Annotated in this window: 15 protein-coding genes; 10 read left to right on the top strand and 5 right to left on the bottom strand. The window is 48.7% G+C overall.

What is annotated here, in order from left to right; translation table 11 throughout:
• Nucleotides 1-22: 22 nt before the first annotated feature.
• On the bottom strand, nt 23-214 hold the full coding sequence (locus NR121_RS09030) for a hypothetical protein (protein WP_062409539.1): 192 nt from the start codon (nt 212-214) through the stop codon (nt 23-25).
• 47 nt (nt 215-261) lie between these two features.
• Here NR121_RS09030 and NR121_RS09025 point away from each other — a divergent pair, with 47 nt between their 5' ends.
• Together NR121_RS09025 and NR121_RS09020 are read left to right on the top strand one after the other, a co-directional pair.
• Entirely contained in the window at nt 262-450 is a 189-nt protein-coding gene (locus tag NR121_RS09025) for an IS3 family transposase (RefSeq protein WP_054817445.1), read from the top strand.
• A 73-nt stretch (nt 451-523) separates the two neighbouring features.
• Nucleotides 524-667, top strand: a complete 144-nt coding sequence (locus NR121_RS09020; RefSeq protein ID WP_162492397.1) for a hypothetical protein — start codon at nt 524-526, stop codon at nt 665-667.
• Here the strand turns inward: NR121_RS09020 and NR121_RS09015 are convergent.
• Nucleotides 660-881, bottom strand: coding sequence for a hypothetical protein (locus tag NR121_RS09015; protein WP_235594148.1), 222 nt, complete (start codon nt 879-881; stop codon nt 660-662). The genes NR121_RS09020 and NR121_RS09015 overlap by 8 nt on opposite strands.
• 88 nt (nt 882-969) lie before the next feature.
• Complete coding sequence (pdxR, locus tag NR121_RS09010) at nt 970-2,403, bottom strand: MocR-like pyridoxine biosynthesis transcription factor PdxR (RefSeq protein WP_062409538.1); 1,434 nt, start codon at nt 2,401-2,403, stop codon at nt 970-972.
• A gap of 224 nt (nt 2,404-2,627) precedes the next feature.
• Here pdxR and NR121_RS09005 point away from each other — a divergent pair, with 224 nt between their 5' ends.
• The 3 genes from NR121_RS09005 to NR121_RS08995 all read left to right on the top strand — a co-directional run bounded on the left by NR121_RS09005 (nt 2,628) and on the right by NR121_RS08995 (nt 6,893).
• Nucleotides 2,628-3,575, top strand: coding sequence for a carbon-nitrogen hydrolase family protein (locus NR121_RS09005; protein WP_062409537.1), 948 nt, complete (start codon nt 2,628-2,630; stop codon nt 3,573-3,575).
• 302 nt (nt 3,576-3,877) lie between these two features.
• Complete coding sequence (locus NR121_RS09000) at nt 3,878-6,127, top strand: heavy metal translocating P-type ATPase (protein ID WP_256831088.1); 2,250 nt, start codon at nt 3,878-3,880, stop codon at nt 6,125-6,127.
• Between the two features lie 244 nt (nt 6,128-6,371).
• A complete protein-coding gene (locus NR121_RS08995; protein ID WP_074730077.1) occupies nt 6,372-6,893 on the top strand; it encodes a gamma carbonic anhydrase family protein in 522 nt (173 codons plus the stop codon).
• A 19-nt stretch (nt 6,894-6,912) separates the two neighbouring features.
• Here NR121_RS08995 and NR121_RS08990 read toward each other — a convergent pair whose 3' ends face one another.
• Both NR121_RS08990 and NR121_RS08985 read right to left on the bottom strand, forming a co-directional pair.
• Nucleotides 6,913-7,599: a response regulator gene (locus tag NR121_RS08990; protein WP_054817447.1), complete on the bottom strand. Its 687-nt coding sequence runs from the start codon at nt 7,597-7,599 to the stop codon at nt 6,913-6,915.
• 30 nt (nt 7,600-7,629) lie between these two features.
• Nucleotides 7,630-9,207 carry an ATP-binding protein gene (locus tag NR121_RS08985; RefSeq protein WP_082660843.1) on the bottom strand — a complete coding sequence of 526 codons (1,578 nt, stop codon included), beginning with the start codon at nt 9,205-9,207 and terminating at the stop codon, nt 7,630-7,632.
• A 91-nt stretch (nt 9,208-9,298) separates the two neighbouring features.
• Between NR121_RS08985 and NR121_RS08980 the strand changes: the two genes are divergently transcribed.
• From NR121_RS08980 to NR121_RS08960, 5 genes are all read left to right on the top strand, one after another.
• Nucleotides 9,299-10,486 carry a CaiB/BaiF CoA transferase family protein gene (locus tag NR121_RS08980; protein WP_062409533.1) on the top strand — a complete coding sequence of 396 codons (1,188 nt, stop codon included), beginning with the start codon at nt 9,299-9,301 and terminating at the stop codon, nt 10,484-10,486.
• Nucleotides 10,487-10,518: 32 nt separating this feature from the next.
• The gene (locus NR121_RS08975) at nt 10,519-11,304 is read left to right on the top strand and encodes an enoyl-CoA hydratase-related protein (RefSeq protein WP_074730079.1); all 786 of its coding nucleotides are present in this window, start codon (nt 10,519-10,521) and stop codon (nt 11,302-11,304) included.
• A gap of 89 nt (nt 11,305-11,393) precedes the next feature.
• Nucleotides 11,394-12,446: a tripartite tricarboxylate transporter substrate binding protein gene (locus NR121_RS08970; RefSeq protein WP_062409531.1), complete on the top strand. Its 1,053-nt coding sequence runs from the start codon at nt 11,394-11,396 to the stop codon at nt 12,444-12,446.
• An 89-nt stretch (nt 12,447-12,535) separates the two neighbouring features.
• Nucleotides 12,536-12,955, top strand: coding sequence for a tripartite tricarboxylate transporter TctB family protein (locus NR121_RS08965; RefSeq protein WP_062409530.1), 420 nt, complete (start codon nt 12,536-12,538; stop codon nt 12,953-12,955).
• A 16-nt stretch (nt 12,956-12,971) separates the two neighbouring features.
• Nucleotides 12,972-14,492 carry a tripartite tricarboxylate transporter permease gene (locus NR121_RS08960; protein WP_062409529.1) on the top strand — a complete coding sequence of 507 codons (1,521 nt, stop codon included), beginning with the start codon at nt 12,972-12,974 and terminating at the stop codon, nt 14,490-14,492.
• Nucleotides 14,493-14,635: the final 143 nt, after the last annotated feature.

The following is a 14,635-nucleotide window of genomic DNA, read 5'->3' as shown; positions in this document are numbered from 1 at the left end:
TATCATAGAAAAATAAAGGGGGTCATTGTATAATGTTAACTACTACGCATGAAAAAAGTGGAGGAACGTTGCGGCTGTTAACTTCGCCCTCAACAATTTTTTGTTGAATGTTTTCTTCATTACGTTCCCATTCATATTTTACCAATTTATCATCCATGACAAAATGAAAAAAAGAACGGCGGCAAGGGTAAAGTGCACCCCTTAGAATAGACATTGGAAACCCCCCTAGGGAAATCCGATGAATTCTAGGGGGTATTTTTTATGGCAATCAAAGGACAGAAGTTCAAAACATATTCAGAAGAAATGAAGGCAGAAGCTATTCGTCTACATGCAGAAGAAAAGTGGACCTATGGGCAGATCAACGAACACTTGGGGATTCAGGATAAACAACGGATGAAGAAATGGATGAAGAAATACCGGGAAAATGTCTCGGAGAGGCAACTGTCATGATAACGCCTCAATGGAAAGCTTCTTCTCGCATCTCAAAACGGAAGGGCTCTATCCCAAGAATGGAATTGAAGCTATGGACGAGCAGGGGGGATATTTAAAAATCTCAGCGGGTAAAGAAAAAGACAATGTCATTCTGCAGATAAACCTTAACCGTTTCAAAATAAAAGAAGGAGCCGGAAAACCGACTCCTTCTTTGGCTGCACGAATGATCATTTGACTATATATAGAATCAACGCAATATAACCGAGAACGATAGCGATAATATAATAAATGGACAGATTTTTAAAAATGCTGCCTGTTCTTTTGTCATAACCGGGATTTCCTTCTTTGTTTTTTTTGGACAGGCCGATCATGATCGTGGCTATCGTCCCAATTAACATAATCGTTAAGAAAATAATGTAATAAATGTAGAGAGGCATTGCATTCACCATCCAGCTCCTAGTCTTATACTTGGATCGTAACAAGAAAATGTTGTGTTGTAACCATCCAATCGGAAGCGTCTTATCCCGTCCATTGGGATCAGCAATGCTTCAATCCTTCTGCAAAGGCACGAATTCCCTTGTGTATGCTTTCCGGGTCAGGCCTTGAAAATGAAAAACGGACATAACCGGGCTTTGAGCCATAGACGCTTCCCGGGACAAAAATAACGCCGCGTTTAATCCCTTCTTCCAACAGCCTGAAATCATCCACTTTTTTGTGTATGCTGCACCACATATTCAATCCTCCTTGAGGTAAGGAGTAATCCACCTCGCCTTTCAAATATTCATCCATGGCTGAAGCAAGGAGATCCCGTTTGCGAAGCAGTGCTTTTCTCAAGGAGGCCACATGATCTTCAAAATCGGTCTTCGAACCTAAAAATTGCGCTGCAATCCACTGCGGAATGACGCTTAAACCAAAATCCATTTGCTGGCGGGCATCCGCCAGGCGATGCACCACCGATTGCGGGGCCACCATCCACCCGATCCGCAAGCCGGATGCGGCAATTTTGGACAGTGATCCAATGTAGAGCACATTTCCGGCCGTATCGTACGCCTTCAAAGGCTTAGGCGCATTGCCGTCAAAGGATGTCAGGCTGAAGGGATCGTCCTCGACGATGGGAATCCCCAAATCCGCGGCGGCGTCCAGCAGCTTCATCCGATGCGCCGGGTTTAGCACCGTTCCGGTAGGATTTTGATAATTCGGGTTTAAAAAAATCATGCGTACACGATGCCGGCGGTATAAAGACAAGAGATCATCGGGCTGGATCCCGTCGTCTTTGACCGGCAAACGGAGCAGCCGCAATCCTGCCGATTGAAACATAGGCAGGGAATAGCAATAGGAAGGATCTTCAATGGCCACCGCATCCCCGGCACTAAGCAAGCATTGAGTAATTAAAAATAAAGACTGCTGCGATCCGGAAGTAATGAGAATCGAAGACGAGGTTGAACCGATCCCGTGGTACGTTTGCAAAAAGGACGCCAGCGTTTCTCTTAATGGCAAATAGCCTTGAGGGTCGTCATAGCCCCAATGGTCAAGATAAGGTTTTTCCTGCCACAGTTTTTGAAAGGCCTGATTGGGGAACAAATCCGCCGAAAGCTCGCCGCTGGCAAAATCGATAATGTCCGGGTTTTTACGAATCTCTTCCCGAATACGCCGAATGAAAGGAATATTCGGTAAAAAAGCGCCGCTCTCTTCATATAAGCGCCAATTTGCGGCATGCTTCGGGGTAAATCCCCATTTATCGCCGCTGACTCTGGTTCCGAAGCCGACGCGGCTTTCGATGAGTCCGGAGGCGCGAAGCTCCTCATAAGCTTGCACGATCGTACTCCGATTGACTTGAAGCTGGCTCGCTAGCTTTCTTTCGGATGGCAAAACGCTGCCCGGAGGGTATTCGCCATAGTTTATTCTGCGTTCCATAAATTCGGCAATTTGCTGATATAACGGTTTTTTGCTTGTGCGATCGGGCTTCCACATAGGGACACCGCCTAACTGTTGAATCGACTGATTCAGTCATATTATTTGGTATCTTAACATAAATCATGCTTCCAATTTGGTAATAATTTATGAATTCCTGATTCGGCATGCTGCGGATTGGATGGGGATAAAGGAGGAGGATTGGCTGTTTACCATTTCTTCACGCACGTTATGATAGAAGTACGGACTTGAAGGAGTAAATACGATAAACGGAGGTCATTCCTATGGAACGTACGGTACGTGTAGCGGTGGTTCAGTCGGCTCCTGTTCTTTTTGACAAGGCCTCAGCGATGCAGAAAATAGCGGAGTGGACGAAGGAAGCGGCAAAGCAGCAGGCCCAATTGGTGGTTTTTCCGGAAACGTTCGTCTCAGGCTACCCTAGAGGATTTACGTTTGGGACCCGGGTGGGGAGCCGAACGGATTCGGGCAGAAAGGATTGGGCGAGATATTGGGAAAGTGCTGTAGAAATTCCGGGTGAAGACATGGATTTTCTTGGACAAATAGCATATGATGCCGGAGTCTACCTGATTGTCGGCGTCGTAGAACGCGAAGCCGAATTCGGCAGCTCGACCTTGTATAACTCCATGGTATATATAGGACCCGACGGACGGCTGCTCGGCAAACACCGCAAGCTGATGCCCACGGGCGCAGAGCGGCTGCTGTGGGGATCGGGAGACGGCAGCACGCTAACGGTGATTCAAACGCCATTCGGGAGAATCGGCGGATTGATCTGCTGGGAAAACTACATGCCTTTGGCGCGAACCGCGATGTATGCCAAAGGGATTGATCTGTTCATCACTCCGACGGCGGACGCACGCGATACCTGGCAGGCAACGATTCAGCATATCGCCTTGGAGGGCCGCTGCTTCGTGTTATCCTCTAATCAGTATGCCACAAAAAACACATACCCCGATGATTTAGCCTGCCTGGACGAGCTTTCCGGGCAGCCCGACGTGCTGTCCCGGGGCGGGAGCGCGATCGTAGGGCCGTTAGGCGAATATGTAATCAAGCCGTTATGGGATGAGGAAGGGCTGTTGGTCGCCGATTTGCCGTTGGACCAGATCGTCCAAAGCCGGTACGACTTTGATGTCATGGGACACTACAACCGGCCGGATATATTTCAGCTCACGGTGAATGAAAAAAAGCGGAGTATCGTTGAGTTCCAACGTTAAATAAAGGGAAATTCAAGGCGTGGCAAAAAGCTTGGTCCAAGCAGAGACTGCAGGACCAGGCTTTTGCTTTTTTTTGGCGATATGTTTTCGTTTATAGAATTCATATTGAACAGACAAAACCGGTATGGATTTCTGGAGATCTGCGGCCGGTATGGTTCAACTTGCCAAGGGGAATGGTAAAACAAAGAAGAAGTCCGTTGACAAATATACTATAGGGGGGTATACTAAAATCGGTAACAGGTAAACCTGACAAAACCAATATATATGAAAAAATGCAACATATACGAAAGCGGGTGTTTGGTATGGATTCCGCAAGTACCGGAACGAAGCAAACTTCTTTACTGATTACAGGAATGACCTGCGCCGCTTGCGCCAATCGCATTGAAAAAGGATTGAATAAACTGGATGGCGTTTCGAAAGCCACTGTTAATTTTGCGATGGAAACGGCTCATGTGGAGTTCAATCCGCTTGAAGTGTCTATCGAAGATATGCAGCAGAAGGTGGATAAGCTCGGCTACAAGGCTGTTCCGAAGCAGGAGGAGGAGGACGACGGCACGCGCCGTCAGCAGGAGCTCAAGCGGCAGAAGGTGACGCTGCTCATTTCCGCCATATTGTCCTTTCCGCTTCTATGGGCCATGGTCACTCACTTTTCGTTCACTTCATGGATCTGGATGCCTGAGGTTTTTATGAATCCATGGTTTCAATTGGCGCTTGCGACACCGGTCCAATTCATCATCGGTAAACCCTTTTATACCGGCGCTTATAAAGCGCTCCGCAACAAAAGTGCGAATATGGATGTTCTCATTGCTTTGGGTACCTCCGCGGCTTATTTTTACAGTTTGTATTTGACGGTTGATTGGGCGACAAACGCTCATGGCGGACAGCACGCGCCGGCCATGTATTATGAGACCAGCGCTGTACTTATCACATTGGTAATTCTCGGGAAATGGTTTGAAGCCCTGGCCAAAGGGCGGACATCCGAAGCGATCAAATCGCTTATGGGACTGCAGGCCAAGACCGCTTTGGTCGTCAGAAACGGCCAGGAAATGACTATTCCTGTAGAAGAAGTCGCCGTAGGCGACATCGTTCTGGTGAAGCCCGGAGAGAAAGTGCCGGTAGACGGTGAAGTCATCGAAGGGAGATCGTCCGTGGACGAGTCGATGCTTACCGGCGAAAGCATTCCTGTCGAAAAGAGACCAGGGGATCGCGTAATCGGAGCAACGATAAACAAGAATGGCATGCTTCAAATCAAAGCAACCCGGGTCGGCAAGGAGACGGCGCTTGCTCAAATCATTAAAGTGGTGGAGGAAGCGCAGGGCTCGAAGGCGCCGATTCAGCGGATTGCAGACGTGATTTCCGGAATTTTTGTTCCCGTTGTAGTCGGAATTGCCATTATCACTTTCGCCGTATGGTATATCTGGATGGAACCCGGCCATTTGGCCGGAGCTTTGGAAAAAGCCATTGCGGTACTGGTTATTGCCTGCCCATGTGCGCTTGGGCTTGCCACCCCTACCTCCATTATGGCCGGTTCCGGCCGTGCGGCGGAGCTGGGCATTTTGTTTAAGGGCGGAGAGCACCTGGAATCCACGCACCGGATTGAAACCATCGTATTGGATAAAACGGGTACGGTGACCAAGGGCAAACCGGAACTCACGGATGTGATTCCATCCGGGATCGATGAAACGACGTTATTAAAGCTGGTTGGAGCCGCCGAGAAAAATTCCGAGCATCCGCTTGCCGAGGCTATCGTAACGGGAATTTCAGCGAAAGGCATTTCACTGGGGCAGACCGATGAATTCGAAGCCATTCCGGGTTTCGGGATTCGAGCCGTAGTCGAAGGTAAAGAAGTATTGGCCGGAACCCGAAAGCTGATGGCCAAATACGATGTTGCGATCGCAACTGCGGCGAATACGATGGCGGATACGATGGAAAAGCTGGAGCAGGCAGGCAAAACGGCGATGCTCGTCGCAATCGACCGGCAGTATGCGGGTGTTGTCGCGGTGGCGGATACGATCAAGGATACGTCCAAAGAGGCGGTTGCCCGCTTAAAGCAAATGGGAATTCACGTCATCATGATTACCGGCGACAACGAACGTACGGCGAAAGCCATCGCCAAACAAGCAGGTATCGAGGATGTCATCGCGGAAGTGCTGCCCGAAGGAAAAGCACGGGAAGTGAAGAAGCTGCAGGAACAAGGCAGGAAGGTGGCGATGGTCGGAGACGGCATCAACGATGCCCCGGCGCTCGCGGTTGCAGACATCGGCATGGCCATCGGCACAGGAACGGACGTGGCGATGGAAGCGGCGGATGTTACCTTGATGCGCGGAGATTTGAACAGCATTGCCGACGCCATAGCGATAAGCAGAAAAACGATGGCCAACATCCGGCAAAATTTGTTCTGGGCCCTCGCTTATAACACGCTGGGGATCCCCGTTGCAGCCATCGGCCTGTTGGCACCATGGGTGGCTGGTGCGGCCATGGCCTTAAGTTCGGTATCCGTTGTTCTTAATGCGCTGCGTCTGCAAAGAGTCAACATCTCATCGGCGGAATAATTCCAAAGCCCGGCATCGCTTGATTTTCAAGGCGATGCCGGGCTTTGCTATGAAGCGCATCATGACTGGTATTGCACTGCCGATCGCTACAAAAATTACAAAAACCGGTTACAAAAGCTGAATTAATTTACGTTGAATACGAAAAAACAAAACGGGCGGCGGGTCCGCTATAATCAAAAATGTAATCGCTATCATTAAAGGAAGGGTGTTGGTCTTGTGTGCAAGCAAAGGAGGAAAGACGCGGATGATTTATTCATTAGGCGATGTTAAGCCGCAGCTGCATCCCACCGCATACACGGCACCGGGGGCTCAGTTAATAGGCGATATTACCATCGGGGAGGAGTCAAGCGTTTGGTTCAATTCGGTACTGCGCGGGGACAATGCGCCGATTGTGATCGGCGATCGAACCAATATCCAGGACGGCTGTACGCTTCACGTGGACCCCGGACTGCCGCTGCACATTGGAAACAAGGTATCGGTCGGACACAACGTAATTTTACACGGATGCACGATCCATGACGGAGCGTTGATCGGCATGGGGGCTATTGTTATGAATCATGCAGAAATCGGGGAGCAGGCTCTGATTGCCGCCGGTACCTTGATTACAGAAAAGAAAAAAATCCCCCCTGGAGTGTTGGTCATGGGGTCTCCCGCTAAAGTCGTCCGGGAACTGAATGAGGAGGATTTGCGAATGCTTCAGTTCGTATCCGATCATTATGTCGGACAGAGCCGAAGATATATGGCAGAGAACATGATCAGCCAATAGGTAAACGCTTACAATTAAATCAATCGTTATAAACATACAGCTTGGTAGGACGCCCTTTGCTGGAATATTTCAATTCGAGCATAATCTCATCTATTTCACACAGATATTCCAGATACTTTCTTGTTGTTATTCGCGACAGCATCAATTGATCGGCAATGTCCTGAGCGGATAACGGCTGCCCGGAATTTGCGAGCGTGTCCCGGATCATTTGCAGCGTAATCGGATCAATGCCTTTAGGTACTTCCGTTTCTTCACCGCCCGACCGCTTAGGATTGGATTTTGTGTATAACGAATCGAGCAGCTGTTGATTCAGGTTCGTATGCTGACGGAAGAGCAGATGTCTTTTTTTCAAGGTTTCCAATGCGGAACGGAAGCGGTCAAAATCGAACGGCTTAATAATATAGTCCACAATCCCGAGCCGCATGGATTCTTCAATAATTTGGGGGTGATCAGCGGCCGTGATCAAAATGACATCGACTTCAATGGATTGGCGGCGAATTTCACGCAGTAGCTCCAAGCCGTTCATGGAAGGCATGTAGATATCAAGAAGAATCACATCCGGAGCAAGCTCTACAATCCGATCCATTGCTTCTTGACCGTTTCTGGCGCTGCCGACACATTCCACCAAATCGATTTTGTTGAGGTACTTTTGATTGATGCTCGATACCATAGGATCATCTTCAATAATCAACACTTTAAGTAACAAGGTGAGCCCTCCTGTATTTTGCTATTTCAATCAACGTTTGGGGATGCTTATCCAAAAGACGGTTCCAAGATCCGGTGAGGAAGTGACATTCAGCTCTCCGTGCAGTACGTGATCGATATGGTTCTTAACCAGATACAGGCCGTAGCCTCTGTCGGCATTTTTGGTTGAATAGTTCTTCTTGAAAATAAACGGGATCCGGCTTTCCGGAATTCCATGGCCGTTGTCTTCCACCATGATGACCCATTGGTCCTGCTGATCAAGCAAGGTGACCTCGATTTGTCCATCGGCAATGCCTTTGACAGCATCAAACGCATTGTCAATTAAATTGCCGAGAATCAGGATCATGCTGTTGGAAATCTCCTCAGGCAATGGCGGCAGATGGCTTCCGGGATCGATTTTTAACGAGATGTTCCGCTCCTCGGCTTGCTGGATCTTTCCCAGAAGGAGAGCGGAGGTTTTGGGATCCAATATTTTTCGTCCCAAAAATTGAAGCAGCTTTTGTTGGCTGTTGGTGGTTTGCAGTATGAACGACTTCGCTTCTTCATATTCCCGCAGCTCCAACAAACCGTGAAGGGTGTGAAGCCGGTTCATAAATTCGTGAGTCTTGGCACGCAGGCCCTCCATGTATTGCTTCACGCCGGTCAGTTCTTCCGCCAGGCTTCGCATTTCGGAGGTATCTCTGAACGTAGAAACGGCGCCGACGACCTCATTGTTTACGATAATGGGAGCGCGGTTGACGATCACGGTGACGCCGTTGACGGTATGTTCCGTATTGTATTCTTTTTCTTTCGTATCCATGACTTCGCTTAATCTGGATGAAGGTATGATCTCCGTTACATGCTTGCCGAGCGCATCGCTGTCAAACGACAGGATCTTGCGGGCCGTTTCATTGATCAAGGTGACTTTCCGGTTTTTATCAACGGCAATGACTCCTTCATGCAAACAGTCCAAGAGGGCTTCGCGTTCCTTCACAATGTTAGCGATTTCATCGGGCTCCAGACCATACATCGTTTTCTTGATGCTCCTGGCCAGCAGGATGGAGAGAAGAATTCCGAGTGCCAAAGCGATGCACAGAAAATAAATGACGGAAATAAAGTACGAATTTACGATTTTGTATATGTTGTTGTTGAACATGCCTACGGCGATGACGCCGATGACTTTGCCGTCTTTTTTGACGGGTACGAATGCCCGGATCGACGGCCCGGAAATACCGACGGCCTTGGAAATATATTCTTCGCCGGCAAGGGCGGGTCCTTCATCGCCTCCTGTAAATCTTTGGCCGATCAACTCCTCATTGTTATGCGTATAGCGTATGCCGTTGGAATCGAGGATCGTAATAAAACCCACTTTGGTTTTCTCTCTTATTTCCCGTGTCCGCGGTTGAAGGTATGAGTGAGGATCGCCAAGCTCCATCGCTTCTCTGATGTCCGGCAATTCGGCTATCAGTTTGGCGGCATCGAGCGCGCTGTCCCCGACGGCGTCTTCTACAAATTGAACAATGATCAAATTAAAAAGATAGCCGATACTTACCAGAATCGTCAGTACCACTGTGAGCACTAATCCGATGATGCGAAGCTGCAACGGGAGTTTACGCTTGATGAACGGCAAAACATCTCTCCCCTTTTAGAAGATGATTTCAATATTATATTCGAAATTTTCATAATAATATACTATTTTTATAGGTTAGGAGTGTTGCAATATGCTTCCTTTAGAAGGAATTCGTGTTCTGGATGTATCGCAAATTATGGCAGGACCTCACTGCACGATGATTTTGGGCGATTTGGGAGCCGAAATCATTAAGGTGGAGAAAAAGGCCGGAGGAGACGATTCCCGGCAGCTGGGGCCCTTCATCAACGGGGAATCGACAAGCTTTTTCCAAATTAACCGCAACAAAAAAAGCATAGCGCTCGATTTGAAAAGCGAAGAAGGAAAACAAATCTTTTATAAATTAGCCAAAACGTCGGATATTATTGTGGAAAATTACCGTCCGGGCGTTACCAAGTCGTTAAAAATCGATTATGACACGATAAAAGAAATCAATCCGGGCATTGTGTACTGTTCGATTTCCGGTTACGGCCAAACGGGTCCTTACGCTCACAAGGGCGGATTTGACCTGGTGCTTCAAGGCATGACGGGGCTGATGAGCATGACCGGCGAACCGGGCAAAAAACCCATGAAATCGGGGATTGCCGTTTATGATATCGGTGCGGGCATCACGGCAGCCTATTCCATCCTGGCCGCTTATATTTATAAGCAAAAGACAGGCCAGGGGCAGCATGTGGATGTTTCCCTGGCGGAGATCGGACTGCCTTGGTTTACCTGGGAGGCCGCCGCTTATTTTGCCACCGGCAAAATTCCCGGACCGTCGGGCTGGAGGCATCGTTCGGTCGCTCCGTATCAGTCGGTACAAACCAAAAACGGCTATATCATGGTCGGCTGCGCAAACCAGAGAACGTGGGAAAAGCTGTGCACCGATGTGATCGACAAACCGGAATGGATCACCGATCCGCGGTTTAAGACCAATACGGACCGCATCAACAATGTTGAAGAATTGGAAGCGCTGATTGAGGAAGTGATGGCTTCCCATGATTCGGCTTACTGGCTTGATAAATGCGAGAAAGCGGGCGTTCCATCGGGGCCGATCAATAATTTTGCCGAAGCGATGCAGGACCCTCATTATCTGGCCCGGGACATGATCCAGGAAGTGGAGCATCCGGTGATCGGCAAAATGAAAATGATCGGGATTCCGACGAAATTTTCGCTTACTCCCGGCAAAATCCGAATGCCGGCTCCAACGTTGGGCCAACATACGGACGAAATTTTACAATCGATCGGTGTGGAAGAGGAACAAATCCAGTCGATGCGGCAAAATGGCGTTATTTTGTAATGATTCATTTTATAAGTAGAGGGAGGATGCATATGTCAACGCAATACGTTTATATGGAGAAAAATAAGGATGTAGCTACGGTCTATTTTAATCGCCCCGAGAAACGAAACGGGCTTAATTACGAGATGTGGGTTGCGATTGCCGAATTGATGGATGAATGTGAACAGGATAAAGCGGTTAAAGTGGTTGTGTTTCGCGGAGTGGATGAGACGGCTTTCTCGGCCGGGGCCGATATCAGCGAATTCAAGACGCTGCGGTACACTGCGGAAGGAGCGGACAAATATAACCGGGCGACATTGATTGCCGAGGAGAAAATCATGCGCCTCAGCAAACCCACTATTGCGATGATCCAGGGCTTTTGCGTAGGCGGCGGCTGCGAAATCGCCGTGGCCTGCGACTTTCGATTCTCCGATCCAAACGGCAAATTCGGCATTACTCCGGCCAAGCTCGGTTTAGTATACAACTTGCCGGGAACCAAAAATGTGGTGGATCTGGTCGGGCCGGCCAAAGCCAAGGATATTTTGTACACAGGCCGATTGCTGGAGGCGGAAGAGGCGTTCCGTATCGGTTTGATTGACCGTATCTACCCCGCGGAGGAAATTGTGGAGAAAACGTATGAATATGCGGCATTGATCTGCAAAAATGCGCAGTTTGCGGTTAGAGGTTCGAAGTATATTATCGGCAAGGTGCTGGAAGGGGAAACAGAGGATACTCCGGAGATCGCCAAGCTCGTATTGGATTCCTTTGAAACGGAGGATTACCGTGAAGGCGTCGCCGCATTCCTGGAAAAAAGGCGTCCGGCGTTCAAATATTCGTGATGGCCTAGCCTTCGTCGTATAACCCGTGATTAGCGTTAATAGTAAGTTGAAAAGGTTTACGAAAACAAAACAAGGGGAGTTGTGATGCTATGAAGAAGCCTATAAGTGTTTTATTGTCGTCGGTGATTGCCCTTTCTTTAGTCTCTGCTTGTTCGAGTCAGCAAACCGCTGCTCCGGCTGCTCCTGGCACAGGTGGCGGTGCCAATACGGAAAACCAACAAGGAAGTGCAGCTCCGGCTGGATTTGTTCCCACCAAAGATATTGAATTCGTAGTGCCCTACAGCCCTGGTGGAGGAAGCGATATTAATGCCCGGACTTTGGCACAGGTGATGAAAAATGAAAAGCTGGTAGACAAAAATATCATGATTGTCAACAAACCCGGCGGTACCGGGGCTATTGGAAATGCCTATACATTCAGCAAGAAAGGGGACGCTCATACGATTATGACCTGGGTATCCGGCCAACAGGCCGCCACCGTGGTCAACAATGCGCAAGTCACTTTGAAGGATTTGACGCCTATCGCTACACTGGCGGTAGATTCCTTTCTGGTTCTTGTCAAAGCGAGCAGCCCGTACAAGACCTTTGACGATTTAGTCCAAGCGGCCAAAGCCAATCCGGAAAAGATCACGATAGGCGGAGCCGGAGCAACCCAAGAGGATTATCTGATTTACCATATGATCAATAAGCATGCGGGAGCGAAATTGAAATATGTGACGTTCAACAGCGGCGGCGAGGCCATGACGGCCTTAATGGGAGGCCATATCGATGTGGTTTCCAGCAATCCGAATGAAGTCATTGCCCAGATTGAGGCCGGAGAGCTCAGGGCTCTGGCTACAACATCGGAGGAACGGCTGTCCAGCCCGTTGGATAACATCCCGAGCTTCAAAGATGTAGGTTACCCCGAGATTCAACTGACACAATTCCGGGCCGTCGCAGGTCCTCCGGATATGCCTAAGGAAGCCGTGAAGTATTGGGAGGAAGTCTTCAAGAAGGTAAGCGAATCCAAGGATTGGCAGGAAAACTATATCAAAAAAAATCACTTGAAGAGCGAATATAAAAACGCGGAAGAAAGCAAAGCGTATTTTGAAGAAGCCTTGAATTTGTATCTTGAAATTCATAAAGAGGCAGGAACGATTAAGTAACGTACAGGCAGGCAAAAGGCTTTACCCAAAGCCTTTTGCCTTCCCAAAGATCATGGCTTAGAACAGTGTAGTGGAGGTGCTGGACCGGGATGGGAAGAATCGTATCTGCGGCGATTGCTTTATTTGGCGTTTTTTGGGCTTATCAAGGCTGGTTTCATCATGAGATTTGGGTCGATAAAGGACCTGGCGGCGGATTTTTGCCGTTTGTCATAGGATTATTAACGGCCGTGTTAAGTTTATTTGAGGTTTTCAAAAATGAACCGTCGTCTTCCAAAATAGAGAAAAAACATGTCGTACCGGTGATCGCCACTTTGGTAATGATCGCAGCTTTTGAAGTGTTCGGCATGATCCTGACCTTCGGCTTGTTCGTTATAGCCTGGCTGGCATTTCTGGAGAAATATCCGATGCTCAAGGCCGCGACGATTGGAATCGGCACAACGGCCGTCGTTTATTTTGTATTCAAGCATTTTCTCCACGTCCCCTTCCCGACGGGCTATTTGGGAATTTAAATGAAAGGATGATCGTATGGGGATCTTACAATCGCTTCTGGATGGGTTCGTTGTTGCTTTATCGATCCAAAATATATTAGCCGCAGTCGTCGGCGCGGTTCTGGGCATCCTCGTTGGCGGACTTCCGGGTCTGGGTTCCGTTACCGGTGTTGCCCTGCTTCTGCCGATCACGTTCACGATGGACCCGACAACGGGGATCATCATGCTGGCGGGCATTTATTACGGGTGTATGTACGGCGGTTCCTACACGGCTATTCTGGTCAATATTCCGGGAGAATCCTCGTCGATTACCACAGCGCTTGACGGTTACCCGCTGGCCAGAAAAGGGCTGGCCGGCAAAGCGTTGTTTACATCGAACATGTCTTCGTTTATAGGCGGGACGATCGGCATTATTTTCCTGACCTTTATGGGTCCGGTATTGGCCAAAATCGGCTTATCCTTCGGCCCGCCCGAAATTGCATGCGTGATTCTATTGGCTTTATGCTCGATCAGTCTGCTGTTTGGGGAAAATCAAAGAAAAGGGCTGATCGCGGCTTTTATCGGGATACTGCTGGCGACGATCGGCGTAGACCCGACCCTGGGACAATCGCGTTTTACCTTCGGATCGGTCAATCTGTTGAACGGTATTTCATTTGTCGCCCTGATTATCGGGATGTTTGGTTTTTGCCAAATTATTGAGCTCATGCTGCAAAAAATACACGCGGAGTACAATGCCAAAATTACGATTCGAGAAAGCATACTGGACAAGAGTGAAGTGAAAAGAATTTTGGCCCCTTCCATCCGGACAGGTATTCTCGGGAGCTTTATCGGGATTTTGCCGGGAGCGGGAGCGACCACAGGCTCTATGTTCTCTTATATTCTGGAGAAGAAGGTAGGCAAAAATAAGGAGCAAATGGGCAAGGGAGCCCTCGAGGGCGTTGCGGCTGCAGAATCGGGCAACAATGCGACGGCCGTCGGCGCGTTCGCCCCCCTGCTTTCCTTGGGAATTCCCAGCTCCGGCACTACGGCTGTATTGTTAGGCGGATTGATTATGTGGGGGTTAAAGCCGGGGCCGCTGCTGTTTACAACCAATCCCGATTTTGTCTGGGGTTTGATTTCGTCCATGTACATCGGAAACCTGATCAGTCTGGCGGCCTCTCTCGCTATTATCCCGCTGTTGATTTATTTTATCCGTATACCGAATGCCATTATGATTCCGCTGATCATTATCTTCTGTGTATTGGGGGCATATACGGATCAAAACAACATGTTCGATGTTTGGGTGATGCTGATTGCCGGAGTAGTGGCTTTTATTTTAAGCATCAACCGTTATCCGATCGCACCGCTGTTGATGGCCTTTGTTCTTACGCCTATGTTTGAAACGGCCGTTCGCCAATCCTTCGATATCAGCAACGGCGATCCGGCCATCTTTGTCAGAGGTCCGATTAATATCACCATCCTGACCTTGATTGTGCTGTTTATCATCGCGCCCCTTATCGTAAACTATTGGATCAGAAACAGAAAGTCGGTGCAAAACCATAAAACGGTCGGCAAGTAACAGCCCGGTTTCCTATGGGTTGAATGTCTAATACAGTACACCCGTCATCGGAGGTTCCAGATCGGGTGTTTTTTTCTCTGATTTGGTATCCCGCTGCCCTATTGTCTAAATTCCCATAGAAATTGTATGAATTAAGTATTGAC

The organism is Paenibacillus sp. Pae15, from assembly GCF_024519685.1.
GTDB classification, from domain to species: Bacteria; Bacillota; Bacilli; order Paenibacillales; family NBRC-103111; genus Paenibacillus_G; species Paenibacillus_G naphthalenovorans.
Note: the sequence above shows the minus strand (reverse complement) of the source record. Positions and strands in the feature narration are given on the sequence as shown.

Bases quoted from the DNA above. Each gene is read 5' to 3' on its own strand.
- NR121_RS09020 (WP_162492397.1), top strand. From the start codon at position 524: ATGGACGAGCAGGGGGGATATTTAAAAATCTCAGCGGGTAAAGAAAAA.
- NR121_RS09005 (WP_062409537.1), top strand. From the start codon at position 2,628: ATGGAACGTACGGTACGTGTAGCGGTGGTTCAGTCGGCTCCTGTTCTT.
- NR121_RS08965 (WP_062409530.1), top strand. From the start codon at position 12,536: ATGGGAAGAATCGTATCTGCGGCGATTGCTTTATTTGGCGTTTTTTGG.
- NR121_RS08970 (WP_062409531.1), top strand. From the start codon at position 11,394: ATGAAGAAGCCTATAAGTGTTTTATTGTCGTCGGTGATTGCCCTTTCT.
- NR121_RS08980 (WP_062409533.1), top strand. From the start codon at position 9,299: ATGCTTCCTTTAGAAGGAATTCGTGTTCTGGATGTATCGCAAATTATG.
- NR121_RS09030 (WP_062409539.1), bottom strand. From the start codon at position 214: ATGTCTATTCTAAGGGGTGCACTTTACCCTTGCCGCCGTTCTTTTTTT.
- pdxR (WP_062409538.1), bottom strand. From the start codon at position 2,403: ATGTGGAAGCCCGATCGCACAAGCAAAAAACCGTTATATCAGCAAATT.
- NR121_RS08975 (WP_074730079.1), top strand. From the start codon at position 10,519: ATGTCAACGCAATACGTTTATATGGAGAAAAATAAGGATGTAGCTACG.
- NR121_RS08960 (WP_062409529.1), top strand. From the start codon at position 12,972: ATGGGGATCTTACAATCGCTTCTGGATGGGTTCGTTGTTGCTTTATCG.
- NR121_RS09000 (WP_256831088.1), top strand. From the start codon at position 3,878: ATGGATTCCGCAAGTACCGGAACGAAGCAAACTTCTTTACTGATTACA.
- NR121_RS08995 (WP_074730077.1), top strand. From the start codon at position 6,372: ATGATTTATTCATTAGGCGATGTTAAGCCGCAGCTGCATCCCACCGCA.
- NR121_RS09015 (WP_235594148.1), bottom strand. From the start codon at position 881: ATGGTGAATGCAATGCCTCTCTACATTTATTACATTATTTTCTTAACG.
- NR121_RS09025 (WP_054817445.1), top strand. From the start codon at position 262: ATGGCAATCAAAGGACAGAAGTTCAAAACATATTCAGAAGAAATGAAG.